This is a genomic window from Streptomyces sp. NPDC111744 (genome assembly GCF_055634995.1).
This window is the reverse complement of record NZ_JBVKCG010000004.1, coordinates 204,910-219,694: the sequence shown is the minus strand read 5'-3', so window position 1 is coordinate 219,694 and position 14,785 is coordinate 204,910. Positions and strand designations below refer to the sequence as shown.

Here is a 14,785-nt window from a genome sequence, read left to right as displayed (position 1 = left end):
TGCCCCCTCCGCCCTGCGATCAGCTGGTCACCTTGATGTCTGCCACCCGTCCGCGATAGGTGCCTTCGGCCGTCAGCGGCAGCTTGGTCAGCCAGACCAGCAGGTAGCGGGACTTGAGGGACTCGTTCGGCTTCAGGGTCACGCTCGTACCCGAGCCGTCGGCGACCTTCGTGTATGCGGCGAAGGATGTCGGCTCCGAGCCGGCGTCGCTGGATGCGGCGCGCAACTCGACGGACGTGTCTCCCACGAAGGTAACGGTCACCTTCCCGATCTGCTGGACCTTGCCGAGATCGAGGATGACGCCGAGGCCCGGCTTCAGGTTTCCGAAGGTGGCGCCCTTGTAGTAGTCGGTCTGCCAGTAGGTCGACAGGCTCTTGTCGTAGACCTTGCCTACGTCGGACGGCTTCTCGGACCCGTCCCCGAACGGGTCGAAGTCACGGGCACCGCTGATGGCGATCGGCTCGCTGACCGCCTTCGATTCCTTCTTGTCGCCGTCGTTTGTCGTCTGGGTGTTGTTGGTGCCGCCGGACTTGTCGCCCTGGTTCATCAGGGCGTCCGCGAGCTGCCAGCTGCCCAGTCCCAGCGCGGCGATCAGCAGGGCCGAGACCCCCCACTTGAGGGCCTTGCCGGTGCGGCTCTGCAGCGGGGGCGGCGGGGTCTGGACGGGCTGCGTCACGCCGGGAGGCGTGGAGCGGCCGTAGGTGCCTTGCTGATACGTGGTGCGCTGGTACTCGGGCGGTGCCGTGAACGTCGGCTCCGGCGGGCGGATACGGGGCATCTCGCCGATCGCCTTCACCAGCTCCTCCGGCGTGGTGCACGCGGACTCGTGGCGGGAGGCGGTGGCGCCGTCGTTGACCAGGGCCCGCATGGTGAGCTCCGACAGGCCGCGGTGGACACCGGCGCGCACCTGGTCGGGCGCGATCAGACCGACGTCCTTGGGTAGCCCCGGCAGACCGTAGGCGTCGCTCTGGTACGGCCAACGCTGGGTGAGCGCCGCATACAGCAGGGCGCCGATCGCCTCGGTGTCGGCGCGCTGCGGGGTCTCGGAACTGATGCCGCGCAGCGCCGCGTTCACCGCCAGGCCGCGGATACGCCACTGACCGGTGGAGGTGCGCAGCACGGCGTTGGGGTTGAGCCGGAGATGGGCCAGCCCCTCGCGGTGCGCGGCCGCCATCGCGGAGGCGATCTGACTGACCATCTGGTAGGCGTCGTGCGGCTCCAGCGGGCCGGCCGCGAGCAACGCGGTCAGCTCGGTGGCGTCGGGCAGCCACTCGTGCACCACGTAGACGAGGTCGTTCTCCTCGACGGCGTCCAGGACCTGGACGAACCGGGGATCCCCGAGTAGCGCGGCCGAGCGGGCGGCGCCCAGCACGGCGCGGGTACGCGCATGGTCGGCCGGCAGGACGTGCACGCCGACGGCGCGCCGCAGTTTCTCGTCGACCGCACGCCAACTGCTGAATCCGTCCAGACGGGTGACGCACTCCTCAAGACGATAGCGTCTGGCGAGTTTGTGACCGCTGTGCAGTTCGGGAGGTGAGGCCTTCTTCCCTGGATTCGCGGCCGTACCGCTCCCCTGTGCCTCGTCGCTGTCCGTGTCCCGCTCCGGGTTCTGGGCCACCCCGTCGGCCGTGGACTGGTCCGCCTTGGCGGTCAGCGGCTTGTCACCGCTGGTGTCTGCCACGTCGACGGCAGCCGTGCTCCGTTCCGCCACCGTCGTTCCCTGCCTCCCCATCCGTTGCACGCTCTCCGACGCCGAAACCAATTGTGCCCACAGTCCTCCGCTATGCACGACACGCGGCGGCGAACGATGGTTGTGCGCTTACCCCCGCCTCAGCGCCCCAGACGCCCGCGCACCATACCCACGAGGGAGTTGAGCTCCTCGATCCGCATGCGGCGCGCGCCGACATAGAAGACGACGAGCAGTACCGCTCCGCCGGCCAGCAGCGCGGCGAGGGAACCGATCACGCCCTGCCCCAGAGTGTGGCCGATGCCGTAGCAGGCCGCACCGCTGAGCAGAGCCGCCGGTACGGAGGCGATGCACAGCCGCGCGTAGGTGCGGGTGACCTGGGAGCCGTCCAGGTCGCCGCCGAGCCGCTTGCGCAGCCGCTTCCAGGCGACACCCACGCCGATCGCGTAGGCGAGGCCGTAGGAGACTGCCATACCGGCCACCGCCCAGCGGGCCGGGAGCAGGACATAACAGGTGACCGAGGCGCCGGCGTTGACCGCGGCGACGATGACCGTGTTGTAGAACGGGGTGCGGGTGTCTTCGTAGGCGTAGAACGCGCGCAGGACGACGTACTGCACCGAGTAGGGGATCAGGCCGAGGCCGAAGGCCATCAGCATGAACCCCATGTTGGTGGCCTCGCTGGTGCCCGAGGAGCCGAAGATCAGGGTGCACATCGGGATGCCGAGTGCCACGAAGCCGAAGGCGATGGGCACGATCGCCACGGCGGTCGTCCGCAGGCCCTGGGAGATGTCGTCGCGGACGGCGCCGGTGTCGTTCTCGGCGGCCGAGCGGGAGATCCGCGGCAGCAGGGCCGCCATCAGGGAGACCGTGATGATGGCCTGCGGCAGGCCCCAGATCAGCTGGGCGTTGGCGTAGGCGGCGAAGCCGGTGCCGTCGACGGGGGATTTCTTGCCGGCCGAGGTCGACAGCTGGGAAACGACGAGCGCGCCCGCCTGGTTGGCGAGGACGAAGAGCACGGTCCACTTGGCGAGGGTGGCGGCCTTGCCGAGGCCGTGGCCCCTCCAGTCGAAGCGCAGCCGCAGCCGGAAGCCGGTCTCACGCAGGTAGGGGATCATCGCCAGGGCCTGGACCACGAGACCGAGGAGCACGCCGAGGCCGAGCAGCCGCTGGCCCTCCGGCGGGATGCTGGTGACCTTCATGCCGGAGTGCGCGGCGGTGCCGTACACCCAGATGAACAGTCCGAGGGTGACGATGATGACGATGTTGTTGAGGACCGGGGTCCACATCATCGCGCCGAACTTGCCCCGAGCGTTGAGGATCTGACCCATCACCACGTGGATGCCCATGAAGAAGATCGAGGGCAAGAAGTAGCGGACGAAGGTGATGGCGACGTCGTTGGCCGCCGGGTCGCTGGCGACCGAGTTGGACAGCAGGCGGATCAGGAAGGGCGCGGCCGCGATCGTGGCCGCGGTGAGCAGGCCCAGCGCCACCATCACGAGGGTCAGCAGGCGGTTCGCGAACGCCTCGCCGCCGTCCTCGTCCTCCTTCATGGCCCGCACCAGCTGTGGCACGAAGACGGAGTTGAGTCCACCGCCGACGGTCAGGATGTAGATCATTGTCGGCAACTGGTAGGCGACCTGGAACGTGTCACCGAGCAGACCCACGCCCAGCGCGGAGACGATCAGCGCGGAGCGGACGAAACCCGTGAGACGGGAGACCATCGTGCCCGCCGCCATCACGGCGCTGGACTTCAGCAGCCCGGAGGCGCGCCCGCCCTTCTTGGCCGCGGGGGCCGAGGGCGCTGCGGGTGCCGCCGGAGCGGCGGGCACTGGTTCTGCGACGGGGGCCTCGGCTGTGGACGGGGCCTGCGGGAACTGGGGAGCCGGGTACTGGGGAGCCGCGTACTGGTTCTGTGCGGAGGGGACCTGTGGCGTCGGCGGGTACTGACCCGAGGGCGGTGGGTACTGGCCGGCGGGGGGCGGGTACTGGCCCGCGGGGCTCGGGACGGACCGGGGGTCCGTCTGCGGGTTGCCGCCGCCCTGCTGCTGGTCCCGGAACAGGTGCGCGAAAGCGTCCGGCTCGTGGCGCTCCTCACCGGAGTGCGTGACCAGATCGTCCACGCCCACGAACTGGGTCGTGCGCGGGTTGTCGCCGTAGGGCAGGTACTGGGTAGGTCCCTCCGGCTCCGGCGCCGGGGTCTGGGCCCACACGTGCGGGTCGGGGGCGTACGGCGACTGTGGGGGCTGGCCGTACAGCGGCTGCTGTGGGTACATGCCGGGGGGCGGCGGGGGGTGCGCGGCGCGGTCGTAGAGGGCCTCGGCGACCGGGTCCTGGGCGGAGAGGTCCTGGGCCCGGTAGGGGTCCTGGTCGTAGGCGTCCTGGAGGTACATGTCAGCCGCGTGCTGCGGCGGGACCTGGCCGGCCTCCGGCGGCGGCTCGGGGTAGCCCGAACCGGCCGCGCCCTGGCCGCGTTCACCGTCGTACGGCGCGTTCATGGTTACCCCACCTCATCGTCCCGGGCCACACCGGCCACGACATCGCTCAACGGTCCACTCTCTCACCCGTCCCGGACGGGTCGGCGCTTTCCGGTGCGGTGTCCGGTGTCGGGTCACTCGGCTGCTCCGGGCCGTCTGCCCCGGAGCGGGCCTCGGACTCTTCCTGGAGACGACCCTTACGAGGGTCGGAGTTGCCCGGCCGGCCGGTGTCCTCGGGACCCTTGGTCTCCAGGGTCTCCGGGGTCTGCGGAGTCTCCGGGGTGTCCTCGCCCGCCTCGTCGGGGCCGTCGGCCTCCTCGGCCCGGCGGGCGGCCGCCCGCTTGCGCTGGGTGTACATCCGGAACCCGGCGAGCACCAGCAGCAGCACACCGCCGCCGATGACCAGCATCACCGTGGGCGTAACCTCGGTCACCTTCACGTCGAACTGGACCGGAGCGCCGTACTCCTGGCCGTCCTCGGTGTAGAGCTGGGCGATGACCGCCACCCGGCCGTTGGCGTTGGCCGACGTGGAGAACTTCACGGACTGGGTGTGGCCGCCGGAGACCGCCACCGGCTGCTCGTAGTAGGCCTTGCCGCCGATCTCCAGTCGGGTCGGCATGGTCGAGGTGAGCCGCAGGACGAGGTGGTCGACGCCCTGGACCAGGTTGTTCTGGACGGTCACCGGGATGGTGGCACTGCGGCCGGAGAGCTTGGTCTCGGACTTGTCGATCAGCTTGACCTGGTCGATGAGGCTGTCGAGCCAGGACTCCACGCTCGTGCGGAAGCTGTCGGCCTCGCTGCCACCGCCCCGCCACGACGTGGACATCTCACGGTTTATGGCCCGCCCGAAGGGGGTCACGACCCGGGACTGGTTGGTGAGGATCACCTGGAAGTTGTCGAGCTTGTCCTGGGTGCGGGCGATCTGCTCGAAGGCCGTCCGGGGCAGCTCCTGCTTGCGCAGCGAGGAAGGGTAGGCGGACGACGAGGGGATCTTCGTGGTCGCGCCGGGGTCGGGCTTGTCCTTCGCCGCCGCCGCGAGGTCCTGGGACTGCGACCAGTTGCCGTCCTGCAAGGCGGTGATCGCCGTCGCCATCGCCTGCGCCTGACTCGCCGACGGCATCCGCTGCGGGGCGACGACGATACTGCGTTCCTTGTCGGTCTGGGTGTTCAGCGCCAGGCTCTGGGCCAGAAACCGCTGCACCGCAAGGGTGGCCGCGTCGGCCTTCGTCAGATCGCCCTGGAACACCGTGGACAGTCGCGCGTCCGCGACCACCGCCGTCGTGCCGCCACCGATCGGACGCGCCGCCGAAGGCGTGTAGGACAGCCCGCCCGTCTCCTGGAGGCTGTCGCTACGGGCAATCACCTTGTCGGCGCCCGCCGAGGTGGCGACCTTGATGATCGACGGGTCGACGGCGCCGTTCACGGGCCAGGCGAAGTCCGTGCCCGGTGTGACATGGAGCACAGTCTCCACCGTGGTGGCGGCGACGTCGGTGGCGTCCTTGAGGTGACTCAGCGAGCCGGTCACGCTGGTGCCGTTGTGGGCGAGGGAGGCCAGGTCCGGGTCGGCGAAGGGAAGGGCCACGACCTCCTTGTCCGCCACCGCGCCCTGAAGGTCGGCCAGGAACTGCTTGGCCACCGCCTGATGAGTGCCGGCCGTGGTGCTGTCGCCGGCGCCCTGGATCCGGTAGCTGCGGGTCATCGCGTCCACGGAGGCCAGCAGGTCCGGGTCGATCACCCAGGTGACGTCCAGGTCCTTGCCGAGCGCCAGCATCTGCGCCAGCCGGCCGCCGGGCGAGATCTCCTTGGCGAGGTCGTCATTGAGGAAGACCGGCGTCTGCAGCTCGCCCGCGCCTGTCTTCGCCGTCACATGGACAGTGGAGATCAGTGGCCACAGAAACGTCGTCCTGGTCCTTGTACCGGCCTCGGAGGACTGCCACGGCAGGAACGTCCGCTGGATGCCGAGCACCTGGTCCCACGGCTGCGCGGACGTCTGGCCGGACAGCGAGACAGCGAAGGGGTACACGCCGTCCTGGCCGAGATCGAGCTTGTCGACCGGCACGGAGATGCTGAAGTGCTCGGCGACCCCCGGGGGGAGCGAGTCGAAGTCCTCGGTGTACTTGCCGCCGACCGCGGTGCCGAGGCTCGACTGGAGGTCGTCGGGGTGCCGGGCGGCAGAGTCGATCCCGGAGCGCGTGCTGAGCTGAGAGCCGACGCGCAGGTCCACATGGGCGCCTGTGACGGCCTGCTTGCCGTTGTTGGTCAGCGTGCCGGAAACCGTCAGCGTGTCCCCGTCGCTGGGGGCGCTGGGGCTGAGCGAGTCCAGGGCGACGGACACCGTGTCCGAGTCGGCCGCCTGCGCCGTTACCGCGGCAGGCAGCTGCACCAGTGCGGCCAGCAGAGGCGCACCCGCGATCAGTGCCCCGGTGCGCCGCAGCCAGCGACGGGCAGGTGAGGGCGTCCCCTGGAAGTCTGCCGCCTCGGCCACGCGCTCGTCCGTCCCTCGTCATCGTCAGTGGTCGTCGGAATGTGCGTCCACGCATGGTAACGAGGCGCGCTGAGCGGAAGTGCCGCGGTCCGCCCCACAAGATCAGGGCCGGAGAACGACCTGTCCCCTATATCCAGTATCGTCAGGAGACTCATGTAAGCGACGAGGGCTGCGCTTGTGCGGGTATGGAGTGAGCTGTCCCACGCCCCTTATATGGAGTCCTTGTGTGGGTCGCTGCGGGAATATGGAGGCGCTTCGAGCCGCTCGGGGCACGTACCCTGTTCTGTTGTGCCGAACGCCAATGAAGACATTTCTCCCTCTGCCCTGAGCCAGGCGCAGCAGCGCGCGGTGAGCGAACTGCTGCGGGTGGCGCCCGTCGCCGACGACCTCGCCCGCCGATTCCAGGAGGCCGGGTTCTCCCTTGCCCTGGTCGGCGGCTCGGTCCGCGACGCGTTGCTGGGCCGGCTCGGCAACGACCTGGACTTCACCACCGATGCCCGCCCCGAGGACGTACTGAAGATCGTCCGGCCCTGGGCGGACGCCGTCTGGGAGGTCGGTATCGCTTTCGGCACGGTTGGGGTACAGAAGGACGCCCGCGTCGGAGACGCTGTCAGACCCTTCCAGATCGAGGTCACGACCTACCGGTCCGAGGCGTACGACCGCACCTCACGCAAGCCCGAGGTGTCGTACGGCGACTCCATCGAGGAGGACCTCGTCCGGCGTGACTTCACGGTCAACGCCATGGCGGTGGCACTGCCGGAGAAGGAGTTCATCGACCCGCACGGCGGGCTGGAAGACTTGACGGCTCGGGTGCTGCGCACCCCGGGGACGCCCGAGGACTCCTTCTCCGACGACCCGCTGCGGATGATGCGCGCCGCCCGCTTCGCCGCCCAGCTCGACTTCGAGGTGGCCCCCGAGGTCGTCGCCGCGATGAAGGACATGGCCGGACGTCTGGAGATCGTCTCGGCCGAGCGGGTCCGGGACGAGCTGAACAAGCTGATCCTCTCCGCCCACCCTCGCAAGGGACTGACGCTGCTCGTCGACACCGGCCTCGCCGACCACGTCCTGCCCGAGCTTCCCGCCCTGCGCCTGGAGAGCGACGAGCACCACCGGCACAAGGACGTCTACGACCACACGCTGATCGTCCTGGAGCAGGCCATGGAGCTGGAGGAGGACGGACCCGACCTCACCCTTCGCCTCGCCGCGTTGCTGCACGATATCGGCAAGCCGCGCACCCGTCGCTTCGAGAAGGACGGCCGGGTCTCCTTCCACCACCACGAGGTCGTCGGCGCGAAAATGACCAAGAAGCGCATGACGGCCTTGAAGTACTCCAACGAACTGGTGAAGGACGTCTCACGTCTGGTCGAACTCCATCTGCGCTTCCACGGCTACGGCACCGGGGAGTGGACGGACTCGGCGGTCCGCCGCTACGTCCGTGACGCCGGCCCCCTGCTCGACCGTCTCCACAAGCTGACCCGATCCGACTGCACCACCCGCAACAAGCGGAAGGCAGTGGCGCTCTCCCGTGCCTACGACGGCCTGGAGGAGCGCATCGCCGACCTTCAGGAACGGGAGGAGCTCGACGCGATCCGCCCGGACCTCGACGGCAACCAGATCATGAAGATTCTGGGAATCCGGCCCGGCCCGGAGGTCGGCAAGGCCTACAAGCACATGCTGGAGCTCCGGCTGGAGAACGGGCCGATGGGGCACGACGCTGCGGTGGCCGCGCTCAGGGAGTGGTGGGCCGAGCAGGGCTGAGTGCGGGAGCGGGTCATGTTTCACGTGAAACATGACCCGGCCCGGGATACAACAAGGGGCTATGTTTCACGTGAAACATCGCCCCTTTCCGCTGCTTCCTTACTTCAAGCGGTCCTTCAAGCAGCCCTTCACGCAGAACGGGAAACGTGTCGCTGCCGCTTGAGGTCCGGCCCCGTGCTCAGCGGCATTCAAAGCGGGCCATGGCCGCCGCAACCACCGCGTAGATGAAGGCGACCGTGATGACGAGAGGCGCGGAGCGACCGTCTGGTGGGAGCATCAGGGCGGCGACACCGGCGGCCCCTACGAAGGCGACGTTGAAGAGCACGTCGTACACGGAGAAGATCCGGCCGCGGAATCCGTCATCGACGGACGACTGGACGATGGTGTCCGTGGCGATCTTCGCGCCCTGAGTGATGAGTCCCAGGATGAAGGCTGCGACGAGCATCGGGACCGTTGTGAACGGGAGGCCCAGAGCGGGCGCCAGTATGGCGGCGGACGCGGCGCACACGATGATCCAGCGCCCGGGGCCGAGCTGCCCCGTGGTCCACGGAGTCACCACGGCCGCCGCGAAGAAACCCGCGCCGGAGATCCCCAATGCCAGCCCCAGCAGTCCGAGCCCGTCGTCCGGGTCGGAGGAGAGGGCGTAGCGGCACAGCATCAGCACCAGGACGAGCAGGGCGCCGTAGCAGAAGCGCATCACCGTCATGGTGAGCAGCGCCCAGGCCGCCTCGCGGCGCCGGGGCGCCGCGAGGTGCCGTATCGCCTCCAGGAGGTCGCGTGCGGTGGTGAGCACAGCCGTTCCCAGGCTCGGCTGTGCCGGATGCCGGTCCGGGCCGAGGAGTCCGGGGGCCATGGTCAGCGAGGTGAGGGCCGCGGACAGGTACAGCGCTGCACCCAGCAGCACGACCGCGGCATCGGAGTCCGAGGCCAGCAGCCGTACGGCGAAGGCGAGTCCGCCGCCGGCGGTCGCGGCGAGGGTCCCGGCGGTCGGGGACAGGGAGTTGGCCAGCACCAGACGGTCGGTGTCGACCACGCGCGGGAGGGAGGCGGACAGTCCCGAAAGGACGAAGCGGTTGACGGCCGTGACACACAGGGCGGAGACGTAGAAGAGCCAGTCGGGGACATGGCCGGCCATCAGGCCGGCGGTGACCGCGGCCAGCAGCGCGCGCAGCAGATTGCCGTAGAGGAAGACCTGGCGGCGGCGCCAGCGGTCCAACAGGACTCCGGCGAAGGGGCCCACGAGGGAGTACGGGAGGAGCAGGACCGCCATGGCCGAGGCGATCGCGGCCGGTGAAGTCTGCTTCTCCGGGGAGAAGACGACGTAGGCGGCGAGCGCGACCTGGTAGACGCCGTCGGCCCCCTGGGAAAGCAGGCGGAGGGCGAGCAGGCGGCGGAAGTCCCGCAGGTGCAGCAGGACACGCAGGTCGCGGACGACGGGCATGGGGCACAGCCTCACACATGGGGAAAGTCCCCGGGTCGGGGGACCCGGGGACTCTCACAGCCCTGGCAGGAGCGTTTTTTGCGAGCGACGGGACGTCAGCGCTCGACGTCGCCGCGGATGAACTTCTCCACGTTCTCGCGGGCCTCGTCGTCGAAGTACTGGACCGGCGGGGACTTCATGAAGTAGCTCGACGCGGAGAGGATCGGGCCGCCGATACCGCGGTCCTTGGCGATCTTCGCGGCGCGCAGGGCGTCGATGATGACACCCGCGGAGTTCGGGGAGTCCCAGACCTCGAGCTTGTACTCCAGGTTCAGCGGGACGTCACCGAAGGCACGGCCCTCCAGGCGGACGTAGGCCCACTTGCGGTCGTCGAGCCACTGCACGTAGTCGGACGGGCCGATGTGCACGTTCTTCGCGCCGAGGTCCCGGTCGGGGATCTGGGAGGTGACGGCCTGCGTCTTGGAGATCTTCTTGGATTCCAGGCGCTCGCGCTCGAGCATGTTCTTGAAGTCCATGTTGCCGCCGACGTTCAGCTGCATCGTGCGGTCCAGGACGACACCCCGGTCCTCGAACAGCTTCGCCATGACGCGGTGCGTGATGGTGGCGCCGACCTGCGACTTGATGTCGTCACCGACGATCGGGACACCGGCCTCGGTGAACTTGTCCGCCCACTCCTTGGTGCCGGCGATGAAGACCGGGAGGGCGTTGACGAAGGCGACCTTGGCGTCGATGGCGCACTGGGCGTAGAACTTCGCCGCGTCCTCGGAGCCGACGGGCAGGTAGCAGACGAGGACGTCGACCTGCTTGTCCTTGAGGGTCTGGACGACGTCGACCGGCTCGGCCTCGGACTCCTCGATGGTCTCGCGGTAGTACTTGCCGAGGCCGTCGAGGGTGTGGCCGCGCTGGACGGTCACGCCCGTGCTCGGCACGTCGCAGATCTTGATCGTGTTGTTCTCGGAGGCGCCGATGGCGTCCGCCAGGTCGAGACCGACCTTCTTGGCGTCCACGTCGAACGCGGCGACGAACTCGACGTCCTTGACGTGGTATTCGCCGAACTGGACGTGCATCAGGCCGGGGACCTTGGATGCCGGATCGGCATCCTTGTAGTACTCGACTCCCTGTACCAGCGACGCGGCACAGTTGCCCACGCCGACGATGGCTACGCGCACCGAACCCATTCCGGTTGCTCCCTGTGTGTACGAGTGAGGCCCTGAGCGGGTCTCACGTGGCGGTGTCGTCGGGCAAATCCGGCCGGGTCTCCCCGGACCGGGGCAGGTTGCCCGGCGCTCCATTGGTGGTGTTCTGCTGAGCGGTCCCCCCGGAAGCGGGACTCTTCATGTCCCGCCCGGCCCGCTCGCTCTCGATGAGCTCGTTCAGCCAGCGCACTTCGCGCTCCACGGACTCCATCCCGTGGCGCTGGAGCTCAAGCGTGTAGTCGTCGAGGCGCTCCCGGGTGCGTGCCAGCGAGGCGCGCATCTTCTCCAGGCGCTCCTCCAGCCGGCTGCGGCGGCCCTCCAGTACGCGCATCCGCACATCGCGCGAGGTCTGCCCGAAGAAGGCGAACCTTGCCGCGAAGTGCTCGTCCTCGTAGGCGTCGGGGCCGGTCTGGGAGAGGAGCTCCTCGAAATGCTCCTTCCCTTCGGCCGTCAACCGGTAGACGATCTTGGCGCGGCGGCCGGAGAGCGGGGCGGCCAGGGCGTCCTCGGTGGTGTTCCCCGGTTCCTCGATCAACCAGCCGTTGGCGACCAGCGTCTTGAGGCAGGGGTAGAGCGTCCCGTAGCTGAACGCCCGGAAGACGCCCAGGGACGTGTTGAGCCGTTTCCGCAGCTCATAGCCGTGCTTCGGGGATTCGCGGAGCAGGCCGAGTACGGCGAACTCAAGGATGCCGGACCGTCGGCTCAAGGTCGCCTCCTCTCGTCTCTGACTCGCTTATCTCGCTCTGATGTATCGGCTCGATACATCCCGACGATAGATCGGCCATCCCGGTGGGACAAGAGGAGTGACGGTGAACGGGATCACATCACCGATTCGTAGTAAGCAACTTGCCTGTTTTGGGGTGAACTTCGGGGCTCGGCGGGTTTTGGTGGTGCGTAGTCTGTGCGGCATGCACACCACCGGGAACCAAGTGACGCCTGGGGGGCGTCCCTGTCCCCGGTGCAGTACGGGTGAATGCAGGACCGACCACATCCGTACTTCGGGGGGACCGGAAACCAGCCGCCGTTTCCAGGCGCGCACGGGTGCGCCTGCCCGAGGAGTAATCGTTCGATGAGCGAGCACCGTCGCAAACCGCCGCAGCCGCAGGGAGGCGGACGTGCCGCGGCCCGACGCGGCCAGTCCGACCCGTCCTCCGGCCGCCGGGCGGCCCCGCGAGGCGCCACCGGGTCTCCTTCCGACTCCTATGGGTCCCGTTCCTACGGGTCGGATTCCCAGGACTCGGGGGGTGAAGAGCGCCCCTACGGCGGCCGAGCCGAGGCACGCCGGGCGGCGCAGAGGAACACCGGAGGCCGCCGCAGAACGGCCGACAACGGAAGTCGCGGTCCGGGTGGTCCTGCCGGGCCGGGGCGCGGCAGAGGCAGGGCGTCGACGGCGCCCGGCAAGAAGCGCCTCATCGACTACCCCAGGGCGAACAGATTCGGCTGGCGCCGCTGGGTCCCCTCCTGGAAGCTCGTCTCCGGGCTGTGCATCACCTTCTTCGGTAGCCTGGTGGCACTGGTCGGCGTCGGATACGCCATGGTGGGCGTCCCGAACGAGAACACCGCTGCCAAGTCCCAGAACAACGTCTATTACTGGGCCGACGGCAAGCAGATGGTCGCGACGGGCACCGGCATCAACCGACAGAACGTCACCATCGACCAGATCCCCCAGGCAATGCAGTACGCGGTGATCTCGGCCGAGAACAAGAGCTTCTTCACGGACTCGGGCGTCGACCCCATGGGTATCGCCCGCGCCCTGGTCAACATGGCCCGGGGTGGTCAGACGCAGGGTGGTTCGACGATCACCCAGCAGTTCGTCAAGAACACCTACCTCAGCCAGGACCAGACGGTCTCGCGGAAGTTCAAGGAAATGTTCATCTCCATCAAGGTGGGCACCAAGCTCACCAAGCCGGAGATTCTCCAGGGCTACCTGAACACCTCGTACTTCGGCCGTGGCGCGTACGGCATCCAGGCCGCCGCCCAGACCTACTACGGCGTGGACGCCAAGGACCTCAAGCCGAGCCAGTGCGCGGTCCTGACGGCCCTGCTCAAGGGCGCCACGTACTACGACCCCGCGGGCAACCCGGACATCGACCCCGCGGCCAGCAAGGACGCCAACTACAAGCGCTCGCACGACCGCTGGGGCTGGATCCTCGGGGAGATGCACAAGGACCAGCACCTCACGGACGCCCAGTACCAGGAGGCCATCAAGAAGTACCCGATGCCCCAGGGCCGCAAGGCGACCAAGGGGATGACCGGCCAGATCAGCTACCTCGCCGACACGGCCAAGAAGTACGTCCTCGCGCATTCCAACATCACGGAGGCGCAGTTCGACCAGGGCGGCTTCCAGATCCACACGACCTTCCAGAAGGACAAGGTCAACGCGTTGAGCGCGGCCGTGCAGAAGGTCCAGAAGGCGCGTCTGGATCCGAAGAACCGGGACAAGGACAAGAACGTCCAGTTCGGTGCGGCGTCGGTGGTTCCCAAGGACGGCGCGATCGTCGCCCTGTACGGCGGCGCCGGCTACGAGAACAACCACTTCACCAACAACGCCGACACCTCAGGTGTCCCTGTCGGTTCGACGTGGAAGCCGTTCGTGCTGGCCGCGGCCATGCAGTACGGCACGTACAAGACCGACGGCCAAGGTGTCTCGCCACTGAGCAAGTACAACGGCAACGACCATCTCAAGGTGATGAACGAGGACGGCAGCTACGTCCTGAACAAGGACGGCTCGACGTTCTTCCAGAACAACGAGAGCAACCACGCCTGGGGCTACATCACCCTCCGCAAGGCGATGGAGCAGTCGATCAACACGCCGTTCGTGCAGCTCGGCTGGGACGTCGGGATGTCGCACGTGAGGGACGTGGCCAGCCGGTCCGGCATCCTGGACAGCAGCTTCGCCACTCTCAACCCGTCGTTCGCCCTCGGTACGTCGACTCCGAGCGCTATCCGCATGGCCGACGCCTACGCGACCTTCGCCGCCTCCGGCCAGCATGCGGACCCGTACTCGGTGACCGAGGTAAAGCAGGACGGGCGGGACGTGAGCGGCTTCAGCAAGCCGAAGGTGACCAGGGCGATCCCCGAGGACGTCGCGAACAACGTCACGGACACCCTGGAGAACGTCATCCAGAACGGTACGGGTACCAACGCCAAGGCCTTGGGCCGTACGGCGGCGGGCAAAACCGGTACCACCGACAGCAACAAGTCGGCCTGGTTCGTCGGCTACACCCAGCAGCTGGCGACCTCGGTGGCGATGTTCCGTGAGGACCCGAAGGACGCCCAGCTGCTCTCCATGAACGGCACCGCCGGCGTGGCATCCATCCACGGTGGTGACATCCCGACCTCGGTGTGGACCGAGTACATGAAGTCCGCGCTGAAGAACACCAACGACCTGGGCTTCCCCGAGGCCACCAAGGTCGGTGAGATCGCCGACGAGGCGGGCGCTCCGTCTCCGACGCCGTCGCCCAGCATCACTCCGAGCGAGACGCCGAGCGCCACGCCGAGCGCCACGCCCAGCGAGACGGCCACCTCGCCGTCGCCGAGCGCGAGCGAATCCTGCCAGTTCGCCTGGAACTGTTCCACCAACGGTGGTACCGACTCGGGCAGCACGGGAGGCACGACGTCGTCGCCGTCGGCGACGGCGACAATCACCGACGGGACCACCAGAGGCAATGCCAACGGCGGAGGAAACCTCATCGGTGGGTCGAGCGGCTAGCCGCGCGGTCTGACCAGTAGGTGACCATTTCG

8 protein-coding genes are annotated in these 14,785 nt (G+C 68.4%); 2 read left to right on the top strand and 6 right to left on the bottom strand.

Translation table 11 applies throughout. The features are described 5' to 3' along the window. Positions 1 to 19: 19 nt before the first annotated feature. From ACZ7OO_RS11185 to ACZ7OO_RS11175, 3 genes are all read right to left on the bottom strand, one after another. Entirely contained in the window at positions 20 to 1,711 is a 1,692-nt protein-coding gene (locus ACZ7OO_RS11185; protein ID WP_471503738.1) for a protein kinase family protein, read from the bottom strand. 119 nt (positions 1,712 to 1,830) lie between these two features. Further along, entirely contained in the window at positions 1,831 to 4,182 is a 2,352-nt protein-coding gene (gene murJ, locus ACZ7OO_RS11180; protein ID WP_471503736.1) for a murein biosynthesis integral membrane protein MurJ, read from the bottom strand. Positions 4,183 to 4,228: 46 nt separating this feature from the next. Continuing rightward, positions 4,229 to 6,646 (bottom strand): DUF6049 family protein, encoded by a 2,418-nt coding sequence (locus ACZ7OO_RS11175; RefSeq protein ID WP_471503735.1) that lies wholly within the window; start codon positions 6,644 to 6,646, stop codon positions 4,229 to 4,231. A gap of 288 nt (positions 6,647 to 6,934) precedes the next feature. On the opposite strand from ACZ7OO_RS11175, the gene ACZ7OO_RS11170 reads away from it, so the two are divergent. After that, positions 6,935 to 8,404, top strand: a complete 1,470-nt coding sequence (locus ACZ7OO_RS11170; RefSeq protein WP_471503733.1) for a CCA tRNA nucleotidyltransferase — start codon at positions 6,935 to 6,937, stop codon at positions 8,402 to 8,404. Between the two features lie 178 nt (positions 8,405 to 8,582). On the opposite strand, the gene ACZ7OO_RS11165 is transcribed toward ACZ7OO_RS11170, so the two are convergent. The 3 genes from ACZ7OO_RS11165 to ACZ7OO_RS11155 all read right to left on the bottom strand — a co-directional run bounded on the left by ACZ7OO_RS11165 (position 8,583) and on the right by ACZ7OO_RS11155 (position 11,747). Continuing rightward, positions 8,583 to 9,845 (bottom strand): MFS transporter, encoded by a 1,263-nt coding sequence (locus tag ACZ7OO_RS11165; RefSeq protein WP_471503731.1) that lies wholly within the window; start codon positions 9,843 to 9,845, stop codon positions 8,583 to 8,585. 95 nt (positions 9,846 to 9,940) lie between these two features. Next, positions 9,941 to 11,023, bottom strand: coding sequence for an inositol-3-phosphate synthase (locus ACZ7OO_RS11160; RefSeq protein WP_471503730.1), 1,083 nt, complete (start codon positions 11,021 to 11,023; stop codon positions 9,941 to 9,943). A 43-nt stretch (positions 11,024 to 11,066) separates the two neighbouring features. Continuing rightward, on the bottom strand, positions 11,067 to 11,747 hold the full coding sequence (locus tag ACZ7OO_RS11155) for a PadR family transcriptional regulator (RefSeq protein ID WP_471503728.1): 681 nt from the start codon (positions 11,745 to 11,747) through the stop codon (positions 11,067 to 11,069). A 363-nt stretch (positions 11,748 to 12,110) separates the two neighbouring features. Between ACZ7OO_RS11155 and ACZ7OO_RS11150 the strand changes: the two genes are divergently transcribed. Further along, positions 12,111 to 14,753: a transglycosylase domain-containing protein gene (locus ACZ7OO_RS11150; RefSeq protein ID WP_471503726.1), complete on the top strand. Its 2,643-nt coding sequence runs from the start codon at positions 12,111 to 12,113 to the stop codon at positions 14,751 to 14,753. Positions 14,754 to 14,785 lie beyond the last annotated feature (32 nt).

What these genes read in the sequence shown, in the direction of transcription:
- ACZ7OO_RS11165 (WP_471503731.1), bottom strand. Translation starts at nt 9,845, where the DNA reads ATGCCCGTCGTCCGCGACCTGCGTGTCCTGCTGCACCTGCGGGACTTC.
- ACZ7OO_RS11160 (WP_471503730.1), bottom strand. Translation starts at nt 11,023, where the DNA reads ATGGGTTCGGTGCGCGTAGCCATCGTCGGCGTGGGCAACTGTGCCGCG.
- ACZ7OO_RS11150 (WP_471503726.1), top strand. Translation starts at nt 12,111, where the DNA reads ATGAGCGAGCACCGTCGCAAACCGCCGCAGCCGCAGGGAGGCGGACGT.
- murJ (WP_471503736.1), bottom strand. Translation starts at nt 4,182, where the DNA reads ATGAACGCGCCGTACGACGGTGAACGCGGCCAGGGCGCGGCCGGTTCG.